Below are 18,236 nucleotides of genomic sequence, written 5' to 3' on the forward strand. Positions count from 1 at the left end.
TTTTCAGCGTTCATTCACGAATCATCAGATAAGGGAGAGATACGTTTAGCAGATTAAAACATCTGCATAAACTTCTTCAATGCGAATGAATGATAGCTATTCTTTTTAGTCACAATGCCAAGCTTCCACAATAAATCCGGCTTCTGTAGAGGGATCATGACGATACTTTCATTCGTGACTTTTGTTGAAATCGATTGAGGAAGGAGTGTAATACCAAGTTTTGCTGCAACTAATTCAATAATTAAATCCCATTGCGAACTTTCGTAAGATACGGTCGGATTGAAACCTGCATCTTTGCACGCACTGATGATATTACGATGCAATGCGAAACTTTTGGAGAATAGTATAAGAGATTCTTCTTGTAAATCGGATAGTGCAATGGAATCAAGCTGTGCAAATGGATGGTCTTTATGTACAAAAAGAAAAAACTTATCAGATATAAAAGGCTGTACATTGAAAAGATCTGTATTTGTTGGAAGCACGATGATACCCGCGTCAATCTGTCCTTTTTCTACAAGTTCTTCGACAATACGAGCTCCATGCTCATGTAGCTCGATTTTAATATGAGGATAATTCTCTGAAAGGTTTTTTGCGATTTGCGGAAAAAATAATGTGCCAATTAACGGTGGCATACCAATCTTGATATCCCCTGAAACACCTTCTGCCAGGCCTTCTAGCATGATAGGAAGTTCGCCGATCAATTGAACAATTTGCTGTCCTTGTTCATATACAATATTCCCTGCATCTGTCAGTCGGAGACCACGGGTAGAGCGGTTAAACAGTACAACATTCAATTTCTCTTCAATCTTTTTCACTGATTTACTTAAAGAAGGCTGGGATATATATGAGTGCTCAGCCGCTTTTGTAAAACTTAGGTGGTTAGCCACTTCTATAAAAGCATGAAAGTCTTTAAGTTCCATGATCATCCGACCTTTCTTTATTCCAATCGGGAATAAAATTCATTCAATATATTCATTTTACATATAAGTCAGAACTCTGTACACTATTACTAAGAGTCTGAAGGAGGTTACAGTATGAGTAAAGTGATGAATTCATTTATGGAAGCGGTTTCAGATATTCAAGATGGTGCTACGCTGATTGTCGGAGGCTTCGGCTTATGTGGTATTCCCGAAAAGTCAATCGAAGCATTACGCGATAGTGGTGTAAAGAATTTAACAGTAGCCAGCAATAACTGTGGAGTAGATGATGCAGGTCTTGGTAAGTTACTAGTAAATAAACAGATTAAAAAAATGATTGCTTCTTATGTTGGAGAAAATAAGATGTTTGAAAAACAGTTCCTAAATGGAGAGCTAGAAGTAGAACTAAGTCCTCAAGGTACGCTTGCAGAAAGAATTAGAGCAGGCGGTGCGGGGATTCCAGGATTCTATACGGCAACTGGAGTAGGTACACCGATTGCGGAAGGCAAGGAAACAAAAGAATTTAACGGTAAGACCTATCTGCTTGAAGAAGGCATCGTTGGAGATTTTGCGCTTGTTAAAGCATGGAAGGCCGACACACTTGGAAATCTGGTGTACCGCAAGACGGCTATGAACTTTAATCCACTGGCTGCAACTGCAGGTAAAATTACGATTGCAGAAGTAGAGGAAATCGTTGAAGCTGGCGAACTTACTCCAGAAGAAATTGATACGCCGGGTATTTATGTCCAGCGTGTACTTCTCGGGACAGATTATGAAAAGCGCATTGAACGCCTAACAGTGAGAAAAGCGTAAAAAGGAGAGATGAACATGACGGAAACACGAAATACGATCGTAAAACGTGCGGTAGAGGAAATTCAAGACGGTATGAACGTGAACCTTGGGATCGGTATGCCCACACTAGTAGCGAATGAAATACCAGATGGCATGACAGTGTTATTACAGTCTGAGAATGGATTGCTTGGTATCGGACCTTACCCAGTAGAAGGGCAAGAAGATGCAGATTTAATCAATGCGGGAAAAGAAACTATTACGACAGTTCCCGGTTCATCCTTCTTTGATAGCGCGGAATCGTTCGCGATGATCCGAGGCGGACATATCGACTTGGCGATTCTTGGTGGTATGGAAGTTTCTGAACAAGGAGACTTGGCCAACTGGATGATTCCGGGGAAAGTTGTGAAAGGAATGGGCGGCGCCATGGATTTAGTAGTCGGCGCTAAACGCGTGGTGGTCATCATGGATCATGTCAATAAACACGGTGAATCAAAGGTTAAGTCTACGTGCTCGTTACCGTTAACAGGTCTAGGCGTTGTAGATCGACTTATCACAGACTTGGCTGTATTTGATTTCACGGATGATGGTATGGTTCTGGTTGAAACATTTGCCGGTGTTACTATAGATGAGGTCAAGGAAAAGACAGAAGCATCCTTTACGATTTCATCTGATTTCAAGACTAGATAATATAAGTGGACGATACCCTTTAGTACAGGTATCGTCCTTTGCATTCAAGTAATGAGTAGGGGGTAGACTATGGAAAGAATAGCGATAATAGGCTCCGGAACGATGGGCCATTCCATTGCCCTAAGTGCTGCATGGGCTGGATACGATGTGACAATGTACGGTATTGCTGTTAAAGAACTAGAGCACGCTCTTGCAAGTATCGATAGTAAGTTGCAGGTGCTAACAGATAATGACTTATTGGCAATTGAAGAAGTGCAGTTAGTAAAAGACAGGGTAACTGCAGTCACTACAATGGAAGAAGCGATAAAAGATGCGACGTTCATTATCGAAGCAGTACCTGAACGTTTGGAGTTGAAGCAGCAGATTTTTAAACAATTGGACGAGCTTTGCGATCCGACAGTTATTTTGGCAAGTAATACATCAGCAATCAGTCCCACTGATATCGCTTCTAAAACCAAACATCCTGAACGTACGGTGATCACGCATTTTTGGCACCCCGCACATTTAATCCCATTAGTTGAAGTAGTTCGCGGGTCGAAAACAAATGATGAGACAGTCGAACGTTCTATGATGTTAATGACCGAGATGAATAAAAAGCCCATTGAGGTCAAAAAGGAAGCACCCGGTTTCGTAGGGAATCGTTTGCAGTTCGCTTTGTTACGTGAAGCACAGCATATTTTAGAAGAAGGCATCGCGACAAAAGAAGATATCGATGCAGCGGTGCTTTACAGTATCGGTAGAAGATTACCTATCACCGGACCATTTCTATCTGCAGATATGGGTGGCTTAGATGTGTACACGGATATATCGAATTATTTATACAAGGATTTGTCGAACACAAAACAATCTGCGTCTAGTATGCAAGAATTATTGGATGCAGGTGATCTTGGAAGTAAAACGGGCAAGGGATATTACGAGTGGAGTGCCGAATTTACGGAAGAGATGAATACAGAACGAGAAAAAGAACTGATTCGTTATGTTAAAAAGGATCGAGGGATATAATGAAAACGCCAGAACTCCCATAAAGGGAATTCTGGCGTTTTTCATTTCTTCAGCAATAAATAGCAAAAATACGGTGCACCGATCAACGATACGATAATACCAGCGGGAATACCGCTAGGATCTAGAATGTTTCGTCCGATCGTATCGGCAAGCAATAGCAGAAAACTACCAAGTAGAATTGCGATAGGTAAATTTATACGATGGCGCGGTCCGACTAGTGATTTAGCAATATGAGGTGCCATCAGGCCGATAAACGCTATGCCGCCTGTTACGGATACAGCAGAGGCTGCAAGAGCTACTGCTGTCAGCAATAAAACTATACGCTCGCGTTCGATGGATACGCCAATTCCTGTAGCGACCGCTTCATTCAATCCCAACATATCGAGTCGATGTGCTTTAAATAAAGCGAAAGGAATCAAGAGTAGTAACCAAGGAGCAAGTGCCCATATATAAGGCCAATCAGTTCCCCAAATGTTTCCCGCTATCCATCTCGATATGAAATCCACTTTCTCTTGATCTGCAGAAGAAGTTAACACGACCATCACGCCTGAAAGTGCCATCGAGAAGCCGATCCCGACCAGTACAAGCCGCATAGGTTGTAAACCGGTTTTTCGGCTATACGCGAAAAGGTAAATGAGAATAGACGTGATAATTGCTCCAGCAAATCCTACTAACGGTAGCAAATAAGCAAATGCACCGGCTTCGATTGGTACAAACAAGAAAAATACCGCAATCGCGACTCCAGCTCCAGAGTTAATACCGATAATACCTGGATCCGCGAGGTCATTCCGTGTAATGCCTTGTAAAATAGCGCCTGACAAAGCAAGAGCCGCACCCGCGAGTAACGTGATAATAATCCTCGGAAGGCGAATGGAAAACAGAACAAACTCTTCTTTAAACGTGCCTTGGCCAAGGAGGGTAGGAAGTAACCGACTCCATTCAATAGATGCATAGCCTAAACCAATAGCAAGAATACTTAAAGAGATAATCAACGCAATAAACAAGACAACTAAAATTCGCTGCTTTCTTTTAATATGTGGAAGAATCATGAGAAAGCACGACCTCCCTTGCGTACGATCAATAGGAAGAACGGTAAGCCGATCACCGCGATTAATGCAGCAACAGGCGTTTCAAACGGCGCTTGCAACATGCGACCGACTGTATCGGCAAGCAACATGAATGCAGCACCGATAATTGCTGAAACAGGGAGGATGAACCGATAATCCGTTCCTACAATGGCACGCACGATATGAGGAATCATTAAACCAACAAATGCCAAGTTGCCGGCCAAAGCCACAGCAGCCCCAGCCAATAAAATAATAATGATAAACAACATAACTTTTACTTTGAACGTGTTTTGTCCAAGCCCAATCGCTACTTCTTCATTAAGGCTTAATAACGTCAATTGACGTGATAATAATAATGCAATGAAAATTCCAATCATAATAACAGGTGCAATCGTCTGCAGTTGTCCCCATGACGTGCCGATCAATCCACCAGCCGTCCACATTGCCACGTCCTTTGAAATTTTAAAATACAAGCCAACACCTTGTGCAATGGCAAATAGAAACGTAGATACCGCTGCTCCGGCTAATACAAGTCGGATGGGTGCAAAGCCACCACGCTTTGCGGATGCAATGCCGAAAACGATCAGCGCACCGACAGCAGCCCCTATGAAGCAAGCCGTCATGATGCCGAAGTAATTAATCGTTGGAATGAATGCAAGTGCAATCGCAAGTGCTGCATTCGCTCCAGCCGTTAGTCCGAGCAATCCAGGATCAGCCAATGGGTTTCGTGTCATGCCTTGCATGATAGCTCCGGAAACGGCCAAAGCAGCACCTACAAACACGGCAGCTACTTCACGTGGGAAACGAATTTCTTTCAGTATCAGAATGTTACTCTCTTGACTTGTTGTGAATGAAAGCAAGACGTCTTGCCATGAAGTGTGAGCGGCACCAAGCTTCATGGCAAATAAGAAACTGATTAGTAATAGTATTGCACTGGCAAAAAGTTTGAGACTAAACGGAATAGCTTTTCTAACCGGTTTTTCCATCCTATTCATCCGCTCCTTTCTTGTCATAAAAAAAGGGGTTCTTCAGTGAAGAAGAGCCCCATCTCGTTTAATTACTTAGTTCCTAAAAAGCTTTCGATAAAGAAATCAAGCTGATTATCAAGTGTATAGGCGTCGTTGAATGAGAATTCTGCTGTGTTTACCTGATAGACTTGATTGTTTTTGACAGCGGGAATACTCTTGTATGTTTCTGTTTCCAAGAATGAATTATCTCCTGTATCACTTTTACTCAAGATAATATAATCTCCAGCAAATTCAGGCAAAACTTCTGCAGATAGCGCATAATATCCGTCTTTCTCCGTCATTTCTTTTACTTTTTCAGGCATAGCCAATTTCATTTCCTGATAGAGAATTTCTGTCCCTCTACCCCAGTTATCGCCGAAGACATAAATTTGTTTGTCGAACTCTTCGATAACGGAAACCGTCGTGTCTTCTCCGATCTTCGCTTTAATGTCTTCTCCAGCTTGCTGTGCACGTGCTTTAAATGCATCTACCCATTCTGTTGCTTCTTTTTCTTTATTCAATAATTTACCGATCTCGATTTGCTGTGTTAAGTAGTCTACTTTGCCATATGTATACGTAACAGTAGGCGCGATTTCTTTGAATTTATCAATGTTCTTGATAGTGGAAAGTCCGATAATTAGATCTGGCTCTAGTTCGATAACTTTTTCGATATTCTCATCCGAAACTTCTTCTACATCTTTCAGGAATGAATCAAAACTAGGATTATCTTTTGACCAAGATTCTGCTCCTACTAAATTAACGCCCAATTCATGCACAGTACCAGCAAAACTTGATAATACGACGACACGTTGAGGGTCAGCCGGTACTTCTACTGGACCATCTTCAGATTCATACGTAATGGTGCCGTTTGTTTCTTCTTCTTTTGCAGGTGTATCTTCTTTCGCGGGCTCATCTTGTTTATTGCCGCAAGCTGCTAACGCAAGTACGATTAGCAAAAGGGCAGGTAATAGAAATTTCTTCAACAGTTATTCGTCTCCTTTGAGTAGATCATATGTGATGCATAACGGTTTACCCGTTCGTGGATCCGTTCCGATTTCAGCGTCGATGCGAAATACTTCTCGCAGTATGTCGGGGCAAATTACGTCTTCGCACATGCCGGCACGAATAATTTCTCCGTCTTTCATCGCAATGATGAAATCAGCGAAACGTGCTGCCTGATTCAAGTCATGTAAAACCATGACGATGGTGCGTTGCTGTTCTTCATTGAGCCTTTGCAACAGCTCAAGTACTTCTAACTGATGTGCCATATCCAAATAGGTAGTGGGCTCATCGAGGAATATGATGTCTGTCTCTTGGGCAAGAGCCATCGCAATCCACACACGCTGACGTTGACCTCCGGATAACGCGTCGACTTGACGATGTTTAAAATCAGTCGTATTGGTAACTTCAAGTGCCCAGTTGATGACATCCATGTCATGGGGAGTTAGACGTCCCATCGCGTTTTGATAAGGAAATCTACCATAGGACACTAACTCACCAACAGTCAATCCGCTGGCGGCTTCTTGTGTTTGAGGAAGAATCGCCATCTTTTGTGCAAGTTGTTTCGTCTTTTGTTTGACGATACTTCCACCATCCAGCACGACCTCTCCAGCTTGATGTGGAATTAAGCGAGTAACGGCTTTTAAGAAAGTGGACTTGCCACATCCATTTGCTCCAATAATTGCAGTTACTTTCTGGTCAGGTATTTTTACCGACAGCCCTTTGACGATGAGGCGGTCATCATATGAAACTTGCAGATTTTCTGTGTACAAGCGAACCATTTTATGGGCTCCTACCTTTCCTACTAAATAATCATTGATAATGATTATCAATATCAGTATAATCAAAACTATAAATTGAAATGCGAGCGTTGTCAATTACTTTTTAAAAGGAGAAGATGAAATGAAACAAGATCAGCTACTGGATGTTACGGTTATCGGCGGTGGACCTGCAGGATTATATGCTACTTTTTACAGTGGATTGCGCGAAATGAAGACGAAAGTCATTGAATACCAGCCGCAACTCGGTGGGAAAGTCCATGTCTATCCAGAAAAAATGATTTGGGACATCGGGGGTATTACTCCTGCTCCAGGTGCACAGGTAATCGAGCGTCTTGTAGCTCAAGGATTAACATTTGATCCTGAAGTAGTACTCAATGAAAAAATTATTAAAATTGAAAAGACAAAAGAAAATTACTTTGCTTTGCATGGTTCTTCCGGTACGATTCACTACAGTAAGACAGTAATAGTAGCGACAGGAACAGGTATATTAAATCCCCAGAAGATCGAAGTAGAAGGGGCGGAACGCTTTGAAGTATCGAATTTGAACTATACGGTAAAGTCTCTAGGACGTTTCAAAGACAAGACTGTTCTCATATCGGGTGGTGGTAACGCAGCAATCGATTGGGCAAATGAATTACAACCGATAGCTAAAGAAGTATATTTAACCTATCGGAAAGACAATTTGAATGGCCATGAAGCGCAAGTGCGACAACTTTTGGAGAGTGGTGTTGTCTGCCACTTCAATACGAATATTACTCGGTTCATTGCGTCTGAAGATCATAGTGCGATCGAGAAAGTTGAACTGCAACATACTGACGATGGGACAGTCGTAACGATAGCAGTGGATGAAGTGATCATCAATCACGGCTACGAGCGGGATACCTCATTGATTGGCGATCAGCAGCTAGGTGTGGAGCTAACAGAGCACGACCAAATTGCAGGTACTTGCACGAGCGCTACATCCATAGAAGGGATGTATGCGGCTGGTGATGTGCTAAGCCATGACGGCAAGTTGCACTTAATCGCGGGAGCATTCCAAGATGCTGCCAATGCCGTGAACTGCGCCAAGAAGTATATTGACCCTGAAGCGAATCAGAACGGAATGGTCTCTTCTCATAACGAACTGTTCAAGGAACGAAATCGTGAATTAGTGAAACAACTTATATAATAGAAAAAGAACGAACCACAATTCGTGTGGTCCGTTCTTTTTAAGTAGTCTGTAATTTTTCCAAACGTTTCATTAGCATGTCTTTCCACTCGTCAGCTAGCGCATCGACAGCTAAAATTCGTTTTAACCCGTCCTGATCTTTTGGACGTTGAAAGTATACTTCGTTAGCGTAAAGAATTGACACGTTGTTTGGATCGCGTTGCAACAACGTAATTGTAGAATTTGAATGAACCATTCCTTCTTCAACGACACGACATAAATAGCCTGTAAGTCCAGTTTTAATCATCTCTTTCATCAGACCAGGCAAACCTGTCCGCTGACTGATTGTGCTACAAGGAACCCGACCTTGTGTCACTTGGATGACCGCATCTCCCACTTGATAGATATCCCCTATACATACTTTATCCTCAAGCATTCCACCTACTGTGAGATTTTCTCCAAATGTAGAAGGGGACAATGTACAAGAAAACTGTTTCTCCCAAAGAGCGTAGTGTTCTTCTGAATACATACAGACTGCACGGTCAGGCCCACCATGATGCTTCGTATCCGCAATCCCGTCTCCTTTGAAACCGTCCACTGAAAGAAATGCTTCATCCGTAGCCTGTTTACAAATGGCGCTCACAAAGTCTTTTCCATCCACCGTTTTTAATGACCGTGGCATCCCGATTGATAGCGCTTGCAATGTTCGTGCATTGTTCAATCATAACCCCTTCTTTCCGCGTATTGATACAAGTAGTATACAACAAATACGATGTATAGAAGGGGTGATTATCCACCTGTTAGATTGCGACCACGATCAGCCAGAATATATGAACGAATAGCACCGTAATATAAAGAAACAATGCAGTTGTTAGCGAAATCCGTACAATTATACCTGATGCACGAATCGCCACAATATATAAAAGAAGTAAAGGTAAGCCCAATTTCACTATATAAAATAAAGCAATACTTTGATCATACATAAACGCTACTAGCAGATTGGCTTCCTCTATATAACCAAGTCGCAGACCATAATCAGTGAAAACGGCGTCTAATAAACATAAGCAAACTAATAGAAAGCCTGCATTCAATAATCTATTTTGCTGAATAGGAAAATCTTTTACTGTATTCATTTCATCCTCTCCTTACATACAGTATAAATAGCTAGCATGTGCAGAAAATGAAGCTTTTATGCATTGATATTGCTGTTTGCCAATATTTTTGTACTTTGGGATGCAAGGTCTTGAGCCTTGCATTTTTTTATATTCATTTGCAAACGACTATAAAAACGAGTATAGTACATTATAACAGTAATGTACTGGGTAACCTAAAGGTGGTGAAGCTCTTGATCAACATGGATGGAGAAAAGCCGATTTATATACAAATTGCAGAATGGTTAGAGACGGAAATTATTGATGGTACGTTACAAGCGGACGATAAAGTGTACTCGCAGTATCAGTTGGCAGAGCTATTCAACATTAATCCTGCGACTGCGGGGAAGGGGTTGACAATTTTGCTGGATGCGGAACTTATTTATAAAAAACGGGGACTCGGTACATTTGTCTCCGCAGATGCACGCAATAAACTGCTAACGAAACGAAAAGACGGAACATTGCGGCGGTTAGTACAAGAGCTGCTGAATGAAGCTGCGTTACTCGGTTTGCAAGATGAACAACTTATCGAATTAATTCAAGCAGAGCGAAAGGAGAGATCGTGATGCCGGTCATTACTCTGGAAAACGTAACAAAACGGTATCGTTCTACTACGATATTGGATCAATTGAATTTGGAGATTCGCGAAAATACCATTACAGGCCTAATAGGGCGCAACGGTGTAGGGAAGACAACACTCATGAAGATGATTGCAGGCTTCATCAAAGAGTCGGGTGGGGAATTACGTGTGTTTGGCGAGCGTCCCTTTAATAGCCTTTCCGTTTCTGCAAACATGATATTTGTTGACGACATGATGGGCTTTCCCGACGCGATGACGCTAGAAGACTTACTTTTGGAGTTTAATCGCTTCTACGAAAACTGGGACGGCGAACTCGCTGAGCGTCTACTTAAATATTTCAGGCTGCCGTTAACATTGAACCATCGCGTACTGTCTAAAGGAAAACGTAGCACATTCAATGCAATCGTCGGGATCGCAGCACGTTGTCCATTGACGATGTTTGATGAACCGATTACAGGAATGGATGCCGGAGCCCGCAGTGATTTCTACCGAGCATTATTAAAAGATTATTTGGCGCACCCAAGAACCATTTTGTTATCGAGTCATCATATGGAAGAGATGGAAGACTTGCTGGAAGACATTTTATTGATCGAAGGAAAAGGCATTGCATTTCATAGTTCCATAACCGAACTACAAGAGAAGTTCATCAAGTTCCAAGGGAAAGAAAACGTATTGAAGCAGTATGCGAATCAATATGCCGTAATCCATCGAACTTCAACAGGTCCGTTAACAGAATGGATAGTTGACAATGAACATACGAAAGCAGAACTAACGGAATTAAAGCAGGCTGGAATCCGTGTGTCGGCCGTTTCGGCAAGTGAAGCGTATCTTGCTATGACAGGTCAGACGAGAGGAGGTGTAGATGATGTATTCGACGCAATGGAGTATGAATGAACTTGCCACACGACAGTTTTTATTCAAACTGAATGCCAATGGCACAATTTTTACGATGCTGATTATATTGCAGATTTTAGCTACTGTATTTATCAGCGGTGCATTTACATCAACCTACACGAACGATTGGGGAGAGCCGATTTCCTTCAACTTCACTTCCATATCGAACGACAGCCAAGTAGGACTCACACTATTCTGGGCATTCATAGTCGGTTTCCTGTTGACGTCTGCGGCGCAGCGAAATGAATCCTTTTCGTTTGTGACCAATCGTTTGACGTTTCAACTAGCTAATTTCTACTTCTTCTGTACTGCCGCGTTACTCGGCGGTGTGACGACCGTTTTACTAGGGTCGGTGATGAAGATTGTGGCGATGTTCCAAGATAATATGATTATTGAAACGTCGGGATTACTATCTTCACCACTGGATTTCTTTTCACGTATTTTTGCTATGACGGCTTATACGCTATTGCTTATGCTGGTTGGGTATACGCTCGGATCACTTATCCAATGGAGCAAAATGTTTGTCGCGCTGTTTGGAGTGATGTGGTATGCATTCACGCAAAGCACATTTGGTATAGCAGGCAATGAGAACAATGGATTGCTGTATTTCTTCTATGGGGAAACATCGATTCTATTATTCACAGTGAAGATAGTAGGGACCGTTGCTGTTCTGTTTGCTATTAGCTTCTTCGTCACAAACCGCTTGGAGGTGAGGAACCCTTGATGCTTCTTACTATACTAGTACCTATAGTCCTTCTTCTAGGAATATTGACGATTATACTGGTAACAAGGAATATGGGACGCGTACGGATAAAAAGATCCTTTCATTGGAAGTTTATTATTGGATACCTAGTGTTGCTGATAATTGGACTTGGCGTAGCGGAAACGATGGAACGAAAAGTAAAGGGTGTTAATCTTCCTGAAGCAATGGAAAACGAAGTGGGATTTGATCTATATAGTGCGATTGTAGAAGAGTTACCAATTCCTGATCACCTAGTATTAGCAAAACGGTCGCATGAAGTGAAGGGGGAATTTTCTATTCCTTCTTTCTCCGGTGCGTATGTTCTGATCAAGCGTACACCGAGTACTAGTCGGATAATAGAAGAAACAGTCTATTCTCCCGAATTGATAGCCACGTTCAATGATGAAGAGAATATGTATTACGATTTATCCGATCAACTCAAAATCAATCTACCTGTCTGGGATAGCAAGTCCATGTCTATTCCGAAACAACCTAAAAACCATTTGGAATATACGTTTTATCATGACTCAAACATCTTGAATCAGTTTACTGGCGAAAAGACCTCTGGATATTCCTCTGGTACTGTATCGGGTGTTATGACGGTTCATTTGTTGATTCCAGAATCAATTGAGATCGATATACCTGAGTTAGACGATGACCAAAATTACTATATAGACCTACTGGAATGAAAAAGACTGAAGCCTAATCACCACGAACATTATGTGGGATGGGCTTCAGTCTTTCACTTTATCCGCGTTCTACCGGCATGGAACAACATCTGAACGAACCGCCTGATTTAATGATTTCAGAGAAGTCGACTTCAATGACTTCGAAACCATGTGCGCGTAAATCTTTATTCACTTTTTTGTTTTGAGGCAAACTGAATACTTTATTATTGCCTATTGAAAGTACGTTCGTACCAAGCGAGAATTGTTCATCTTCAGCGACTTCAATTAGTTCGTACGACGCGGCTAATTGATCGATCGTGTCTTGATCAAATGCTGCGGGGAAGTAGAGAGCCTTTCCTGAAGACAGGAGATTGAATACACAGTCCAAGTGCAAGTAGCGCCCGTCAAATGGAATTCGCTTGATGTAATGATCGGGCAGTTTTTCTTCTAGTTTGCTGACTGCTTCCTCGGATGTGCGGCTACTGATGCCGATGTAGATCGTATCGCGGTCGACAATGATGTCGCCGCCTTCCATTCGATCCGTCGCGGACTGATAGGGGATGTCTTGTGCGATCAGCCATTCTTTTAGCGTGATCTCTTCACCTTTTCGAATATTTGCGGCCAAATCGGCTATGAATACTTCATTACCGATTGTGAAACCGATATCCCGCGTGAAGACTTGTTCCGGATATTTTTCAGAAGTAGGAAGTGTGATGACTTCCACTCCATTTTCTTTTAGTAATTTCTCGAATTCCGCATGTTGTTTCATCGCACGGGCTTTATCAATATTTTCGTCTTCATACTTTTTCTGTACTTCGTTAATCACTTCGTCAATTGCCATAAACTCTGGCGGGCACAAAATGACTCTGCGTAACGTATCGTATTCCGTAATACATTTTATCATTTCTGTTTTTTGGACATTAGCTGTCAATGGCAGCGCGCCTCCCATTCGTGAAAGTACTTTATAGTATTCCCGTTATCAAAGTACTATAAACGTATTCTATATGAAGAGTTCGTGACTTCGGAAAACGCTTACAAATTTTGCATTGACAAGTAATTCAGAAAACGCTTACTATAGATTAAACGACTATATAACGACATTTCGGAATTATCAGAAGATGGGTGGGGTGAATTATGGAAGCGAAAAGAGAAAAAAGAGAGATAGGTTTTTGGTGGGCTGTACTGCCACTAGTATTGATGATTGTAGTGATGCTGATCACCGTGGTAAAGCTAGAGCAAGGACCACATATGCCGTTAATAGTAGGTACTTCTATTGCGGCACTCGTCGCTTGGCGTTACGGTTATTCCTGGAAAGAGATTGAAGAAATGATGTACAAAGGCATTCGTTTAGCACTTCCTGCCGTCATTATCATTATGCTCGTTGGATTAGTGATTGGTTCGTGGATGGGTGGCGGCATCGTCGCTACAATGATTTTCTACGGATTGAAGATCATTACACCATCTTGGTTCCTAGTTGCCATTGCGTTAATTTGTGCGCTTGTTTCGTTGGCAATCGGTAGTTCGTGGTCCACGATGGCAACGATCGGTGTGGCAGGTATGGGCATCGGGTTAAGTATGGGAATTCCAGCAGGCATGGTCGCGGGTGCTGTTATTTCAGGTGCGTATTTTGGTGATAAAATGTCACCTCTTTCGGATACGACGAACCTTGCAGCAGGGCTGACAGGGACAGATTTATTCGATCATATTAAGCATATGTTGTATACGACGATTCCTGGTTTACTCATCGCATTGGCTGTGTTTACCTTCTTGGGAAGAAAGTTTGGATCGGGTGAAGCAGAATTATCATCGATTGCGAAAACATCGCAAGTCATGCAAGAAAGCTTTATTATTTCACCCTGGCTATTGCTCGTTCCGTTAGCAGTCATTGTAATGGTCGCGTTAAAGATTCCTGCGGTTCCTGCATTAATTATCGGTATTGTGTTAGGATTCATTTCGCACATCACTATTCAGGGCGGGACGTTTGCAGACGCTCTTCATGCTTTACAGAGCGGATTTGCTATTGAAACAGGTAATAAATTAGTTGATAATTTATTCAATGGCGGTGGACTCGATAGTATGATGTATACCGTTTCCATGACGATTGTGGCGATGACGTTTGGTGGAATCCTTGAGTATTCCGGAATGCTACGTGCAATCATGAAACAATTGTTGAAAGTCGTGAAATCTACGTCATCATTGATTATTTCGACGATCGGTGCGTGTGTTCTAACCAACGCTACGTGTTCAGAGCAATACGTTTCGATTGTAGTGCCTTCTAGAATGTTTAGTAAAACCTATAAAGACATGGGATTAAGCTCCAAGAACCTGTCGCGTGCGCTTGAGGACGGTGGAACTCTGACTTCCGTATTCATTCCGTGGAATACATGTGGTGTGTTTATATTCGGTACACTTGGTGTCAGTGTTGTAGAATATGGTCCGTATGCTATTTTGAATTTCGCGGTTCCGTTGTTGTCGATTGTGTATGCATTAACCGGCTTCAGCATTGTAAAAATGACATCGGAAGAAATCGTAGAGATGGATGAGCAAGAGGCACGGTTAGAGCCAGAAGTGCAGTTGGAATAATATAAAAAAGAAAAGCCGAGATTATTTCTACGGCTTTTCTTTCGTTAGGGGTGGGGGAGTTTCATTTCATATAGAGCACGGGGGCGGCCTTGCGAATATGTCATTTCTTCACCAACTGCCTGTATGAATTGATGATCCATCAGTTTCTTGATCGTCCGTTCTGCGGTTCTTCTTGAAACGGCTAAATACCCGGCGAGATCATGTGCAGTAAAAGAAGTGGATTGTCTGAATTGATTGAACTGAATGATCTTGGAAATGACTGCAGGACTGAGAGTAGTCTTCTTGCTAATTGCTAGTAACTTTGGTTCTTCGAGCTTCATGGCGATGGAGATGTTTGTAGAAGGCAACGGCCCGTGAAGCTGTTTATGTTCATCTAGCATGAAAATACCTTCATTTGAACCGAGTTGCAGCGCACTCCATGCATTGTCGCTAGCTTCTACAATAGTTTGACCCAATCCAAAAGATAAAGAAGCTTCGGGTATAGAGTTGATAAAGAGAACGAATGATTCCAGTGCCAACACGAACTCCACAGTACCTAGCGAAGTATAGAAGTAGTAGAAACCTTCACTTTCCGACCACTTTGCCTGTAAGTAATTAGCTAGTTTCACTACTGTTTCATGAGAAAATTTCTTCTTATTATGTACTTTCAATAATCCGACTGCGATTTTAGTTGCTTTACTTCTTTCAAGACTTGCTTGGTGTGCAGCTTGTTCAAGTGCACGTAAAGTATTACTGACGGGATCGAGCATACGAAAAGCGGGAATCCCTGCTGCTTTTAGTTGGTCATAGACGGCATGCACACTGGTCACTGCCATTTTAGATTGCCCGCTTCTGAAGTGTTCCACGTGAAAGTTTACAATCGCTTGTAAATCACTGTTCCTCTGCAATTCATGTATAGCGGGTTTCTTACTGGGCGATAAAGTGTCGAGGTCACGCAAAATATGTTCGATATGGGAACGATCTTTTATATCGATAGAAATATCGTAAATTGCTAAATTCTTTTCTGAAGCAAGGTATAATAATGTAACAGCGATAGTATGTTCATTTTGTTGAAGATAAAGTACAGGAACGGAGATGGTCTTAAGAACATGCTCAGATGCCTCATATGGCAAGGATCCAGAAAACAGAATCGCATGACAAGGCTTCATCGTGTCGAGCAAACTCGGTGCTTCTGAAGGATTACGGTATTGATAACAATCGATGCGGATGTTTTGAGGCAACACAATAGTTTCCGCTTGTTGGCAAAACTCTTGTGACCCAATCAATGCAATGGTAACCTTCATATAGATACCTCCTCTTTCATTAACGACTATTTAACGACAATCATACAATACGAATGAAAGAATGCAAATAGGAAAGGAAGAATACATAATGAAAATAACTGAAATTGAAATATTCGCGATTAGATTGCCTCTCCACGAACCATTTGTGATTAGCTACGCGTCTTACGATGACATGCCATCTATTATCGTGAAAATGACGACAGATACCGGACATGTCGGCTACGGTGAAGCAGTGGCGGACGACCATGTAACAGGAGAAAGTTGGGAAGGTACATTTGCTGTACTCCAACACACGCTCGCCCCTATTTTACTTGGAGAAGATCCGAGCTGCTTTGGTAGAATTCATGAAATAATGGATCAAGCAATCTACGGTGTACCTACTGCAAAAGCTGCACTGGACATAGCTTGTTTTGATGTAGTAGGAAAAGCATATAGTATCCCAGCCTATAATCTTCTCGGTGGACGCTATCATGAGAAGTTTCCGATTACGCATGTGTTAAGTATCGCGTCTCCTGAACATATGGCACAAGAAGCCGCAGAACGTGTAGAAGCGGGCTATGGCTCATTGAAGATGAAGGTAGGTACCAACGCAACGGAAGACGTCAAGCGTATTCAAGCAGTACGTGAGCGTGTAGGTAAGGATATTGCAATTCGTGTTGACGTCAATCAAGGATGGAGCAACAGTGCGACGACATTACAGGCGATGAAGCAATTGGAAAGTTGTGAACTAGACTGGCTCGAGCAACCTGTGAAAGCGGATGATATCGATGCGATGGTAGAAATCAAATCGAAAACTGCAACGCCTCTAATGGTAGATGAAGGACTACGCGGTATGCGTGATATGCGTGAGATTATCGCAAAACGTGCAGCCGATAAAGTGAATATCAAGCTCATGAAATGCGGAGGCATGTATCCCGCTATGAAACTTGCACATATGGCGGAAATGGCTGGAATCGAATGTCAGGTTGGCTCAATGGTAGAGTCATCCATTGGCTCTGCAGCAGGTTTCCATGTAGCTTTCTCACAAAAAGCGATGACAAGCGTAGAATTGACTGGACCATTGAAATTCAGCAAAGATGTCGGCAATCTCCGCTATGACGTACCGTTTATTGAACTCAATGAAAAATCCGGGCTAGGAATTGACGTAGACGAGCAAACTCTAGAGGAATTGACGGTACGTAAAGAAAAGGTGGCCCTATGACGTTACAATCTTCACTTTCACTGCTTACAGAAGATCAACTACCTGAAGTTTTGGCTTTGCAAGAACAGGTCATGGCAGTACTCGAGCAACCCGAATTCTTACAACCACTAACGGAAGAAGAATTTTTATATATTTTACACGGTAACGGCATGATGGCAGGTGCCTACGTCGATGATCGCCTCATTGCGTTCCGAGCTATGCTGGATCCTGGTGAAGATGACGAGCATTTAGGAATCGACGTAGGTGTAGCGCAAAACGAAATGACAAGTGTACTGTACTCAGAAATCACCTGTGTGGATCCAGCCTTTAGAGGTCATGGATTACAGACGATTCTCGGCAAATGGCTATTGGAGCACATCGAGAGTGAGCATTATCGCTATATTTGTACAACCGTTGCACCATTTAATATACCGAGCTTAAAGGATAAATTTGCACTTGATTTACAAATCAAAGCACTACAAGTTAAGTACGGCAATAAACTACGCTATATTTTATTCAGAGATTTGCAGAAGCCTTTCAAAGAAGCTACGTCCGAACAGCAAGCAGTTCCTATGCAGGATATCGAACGACAACAGCAATTGTTATTGACTGGTTGGACAGGAACGCGTATAGAGAAACATGATAATGAATGGCAAGTACTTTATGTAAAGTAATAAAATGAATTAAGTGAGGCTGTGCGATTTACGCTCAGCCTCTTTGTGTGTCAATAGGAATTTCAAGTGTTCAACAACTCT

20 protein-coding genes are annotated in these 18,236 nt (G+C 42.2%); 11 read left to right on the forward strand and 9 right to left on the reverse strand.

Going from position 1 to position 18,236, the window contains the following annotated elements; all coding sequences use genetic code 11:
* Positions 1 to 53: 53 nt before the first annotated feature.
* Positions 54 to 920 (reverse strand): LysR family transcriptional regulator, encoded by an 867-nt coding sequence (locus CSV69_RS09800; protein WP_099693299.1) that lies wholly within the window; start codon positions 918 to 920, stop codon positions 54 to 56.
* Positions 921 to 1,034: 114 nt separating this feature from the next.
* On the opposite strand from CSV69_RS09800, the gene CSV69_RS09805 reads away from it, so the two are divergent.
* The 3 genes from CSV69_RS09805 to CSV69_RS09815 all read left to right on the forward strand — a co-directional run bounded on the left by CSV69_RS09805 (position 1,035) and on the right by CSV69_RS09815 (position 3,398).
* On the forward strand, positions 1,035 to 1,730 hold the full coding sequence (locus tag CSV69_RS09805) for a CoA transferase subunit A (RefSeq protein WP_085427621.1): 696 nt from the start codon (positions 1,035 to 1,037) through the stop codon (positions 1,728 to 1,730).
* 15 nt (positions 1,731 to 1,745) lie between these two features.
* On the forward strand, positions 1,746 to 2,396 hold the full coding sequence (locus CSV69_RS09810) for a 3-oxoacid CoA-transferase subunit B (protein ID WP_099693300.1): 651 nt from the start codon (positions 1,746 to 1,748) through the stop codon (positions 2,394 to 2,396).
* Positions 2,397 to 2,465: 69 nt separating this feature from the next.
* The gene (locus CSV69_RS09815) at positions 2,466 to 3,398 is read left to right on the forward strand and encodes a 3-hydroxyacyl-CoA dehydrogenase family protein (protein ID WP_099693301.1); all 933 of its coding nucleotides are present in this window, start codon (positions 2,466 to 2,468) and stop codon (positions 3,396 to 3,398) included.
* 41 nt (positions 3,399 to 3,439) lie between these two features.
* On the opposite strand, the gene CSV69_RS09820 is transcribed toward CSV69_RS09815, so the two are convergent.
* From CSV69_RS09820 to CSV69_RS09835, 4 genes are all read right to left on the reverse strand, one after another.
* Positions 3,440 to 4,447, reverse strand: coding sequence for a FecCD family ABC transporter permease (locus tag CSV69_RS09820; protein WP_099693302.1), 1,008 nt, complete (start codon positions 4,445 to 4,447; stop codon positions 3,440 to 3,442).
* Complete coding sequence (locus CSV69_RS09825; protein WP_099693303.1) at positions 4,444 to 5,451, reverse strand: FecCD family ABC transporter permease; 1,008 nt, start codon at positions 5,449 to 5,451, stop codon at positions 4,444 to 4,446. Before CSV69_RS09825 ends, CSV69_RS09820 begins: the two co-directional genes overlap by 4 nt.
* Positions 5,452 to 5,522: 71 nt before the next feature.
* On the reverse strand, positions 5,523 to 6,455 hold the full coding sequence (locus CSV69_RS09830) for an iron-hydroxamate ABC transporter substrate-binding protein (RefSeq protein ID WP_099624899.1): 933 nt from the start codon (positions 6,453 to 6,455) through the stop codon (positions 5,523 to 5,525).
* 3 nt (positions 6,456 to 6,458) lie between these two features.
* Positions 6,459 to 7,253 carry an ABC transporter ATP-binding protein gene (locus CSV69_RS09835; RefSeq protein ID WP_099693304.1) on the reverse strand — a complete coding sequence of 265 codons (795 nt, stop codon included), beginning with the start codon at positions 7,251 to 7,253 and terminating at the stop codon, positions 6,459 to 6,461.
* A gap of 121 nt (positions 7,254 to 7,374) precedes the next feature.
* Here CSV69_RS09835 and CSV69_RS09840 point away from each other — a divergent pair, with 121 nt between their 5' ends.
* A complete protein-coding gene (locus CSV69_RS09840; protein ID WP_099693305.1) occupies positions 7,375 to 8,421 on the forward strand; it encodes an NAD(P)/FAD-dependent oxidoreductase in 1,047 nt (348 codons plus the stop codon).
* A 40-nt stretch (positions 8,422 to 8,461) separates the two neighbouring features.
* Here the strand turns inward: CSV69_RS09840 and CSV69_RS09845 are convergent, their stop codons facing one another.
* Both CSV69_RS09845 and CSV69_RS09850 read right to left on the reverse strand, forming a co-directional pair.
* Positions 8,462 to 9,082 carry an MOSC domain-containing protein gene (locus tag CSV69_RS09845; protein WP_085429037.1) on the reverse strand — a complete coding sequence of 207 codons (621 nt, stop codon included), beginning with the start codon at positions 9,080 to 9,082 and terminating at the stop codon, positions 8,462 to 8,464.
* Between the two features lie 118 nt (positions 9,083 to 9,200).
* Positions 9,201 to 9,533 (reverse strand): DUF5658 family protein, encoded by a 333-nt coding sequence (locus tag CSV69_RS09850; RefSeq protein WP_085427613.1) that lies wholly within the window; start codon positions 9,531 to 9,533, stop codon positions 9,201 to 9,203.
* A 221-nt stretch (positions 9,534 to 9,754) separates the two neighbouring features.
* Between CSV69_RS09850 and CSV69_RS09855 the strand changes: the two genes are divergently transcribed.
* The 4 genes from CSV69_RS09855 to CSV69_RS09870 all read left to right on the forward strand — a co-directional run bounded on the left by CSV69_RS09855 (position 9,755) and on the right by CSV69_RS09870 (position 12,456).
* Positions 9,755 to 10,117 carry a GntR family transcriptional regulator gene (locus tag CSV69_RS09855; RefSeq protein ID WP_198166270.1) on the forward strand — a complete coding sequence of 121 codons (363 nt, stop codon included), beginning with the start codon at positions 9,755 to 9,757 and terminating at the stop codon, positions 10,115 to 10,117.
* Positions 10,117 to 11,025, forward strand: a complete 909-nt coding sequence (locus tag CSV69_RS09860) for an ATP-binding cassette domain-containing protein (protein WP_198166139.1) — start codon at positions 10,117 to 10,119, stop codon at positions 11,023 to 11,025. The genes CSV69_RS09855 and CSV69_RS09860 overlap by 1 nt, the downstream gene beginning before the upstream one ends.
* A complete protein-coding gene (locus CSV69_RS09865; RefSeq protein ID WP_099693306.1) occupies positions 10,997 to 11,749 on the forward strand; it encodes a hypothetical protein in 753 nt (250 codons plus the stop codon). Before CSV69_RS09860 ends, CSV69_RS09865 begins: the two co-directional genes overlap by 29 nt.
* A 128-nt stretch (positions 11,750 to 11,877) precedes the next feature.
* Entirely contained in the window at positions 11,878 to 12,456 is a 579-nt protein-coding gene (locus CSV69_RS09870) for a hypothetical protein (protein ID WP_143560821.1), read from the forward strand.
* Positions 12,457 to 12,514: 58 nt separating this feature from the next.
* On the opposite strand, the gene CSV69_RS09875 is transcribed toward CSV69_RS09870, so the two are convergent.
* Positions 12,515 to 13,366: a dimethylarginine dimethylaminohydrolase family protein gene (locus tag CSV69_RS09875; protein WP_369823288.1), complete on the reverse strand. Its 852-nt coding sequence runs from the start codon at positions 13,364 to 13,366 to the stop codon at positions 12,515 to 12,517.
* Between the two features lie 203 nt (positions 13,367 to 13,569).
* On the opposite strand from CSV69_RS09875, the gene nhaC reads away from it, so the two are divergent.
* A complete protein-coding gene (gene nhaC / locus CSV69_RS09880) occupies positions 13,570 to 15,018 on the forward strand; it encodes a Na+/H+ antiporter NhaC (protein WP_085427607.1) in 1,449 nt (482 codons plus the stop codon).
* Positions 15,019 to 15,062: 44 nt separating this feature from the next.
* On the opposite strand, the gene CSV69_RS09885 is transcribed toward nhaC, so the two are convergent.
* Entirely contained in the window at positions 15,063 to 16,301 is a 1,239-nt protein-coding gene (locus tag CSV69_RS09885; protein WP_085427606.1) for an HTH domain-containing protein, read from the reverse strand.
* An 88-nt stretch (positions 16,302 to 16,389) separates the two neighbouring features.
* On the opposite strand from CSV69_RS09885, the gene CSV69_RS09890 reads away from it, so the two are divergent.
* Positions 16,390 to 17,502: a mandelate racemase/muconate lactonizing enzyme family protein gene (locus CSV69_RS09890; RefSeq protein WP_099693307.1), complete on the forward strand. Its 1,113-nt coding sequence runs from the start codon at positions 16,390 to 16,392 to the stop codon at positions 17,500 to 17,502.
* Positions 17,499 to 18,155 (forward strand): GNAT family N-acetyltransferase, encoded by a 657-nt coding sequence (locus tag CSV69_RS09895; protein ID WP_099693308.1) that lies wholly within the window; start codon positions 17,499 to 17,501, stop codon positions 18,153 to 18,155. Before CSV69_RS09890 ends, CSV69_RS09895 begins: the two co-directional genes overlap by 4 nt.
* Positions 18,156 to 18,236 lie beyond the last annotated feature (81 nt).

This window comes from Sporosarcina sp. P26b (genome assembly GCF_002743245.1).
GTDB lineage: Bacteria > Bacillota > Bacilli > Bacillales_A > Planococcaceae > Sporosarcina > Sporosarcina ureae_C.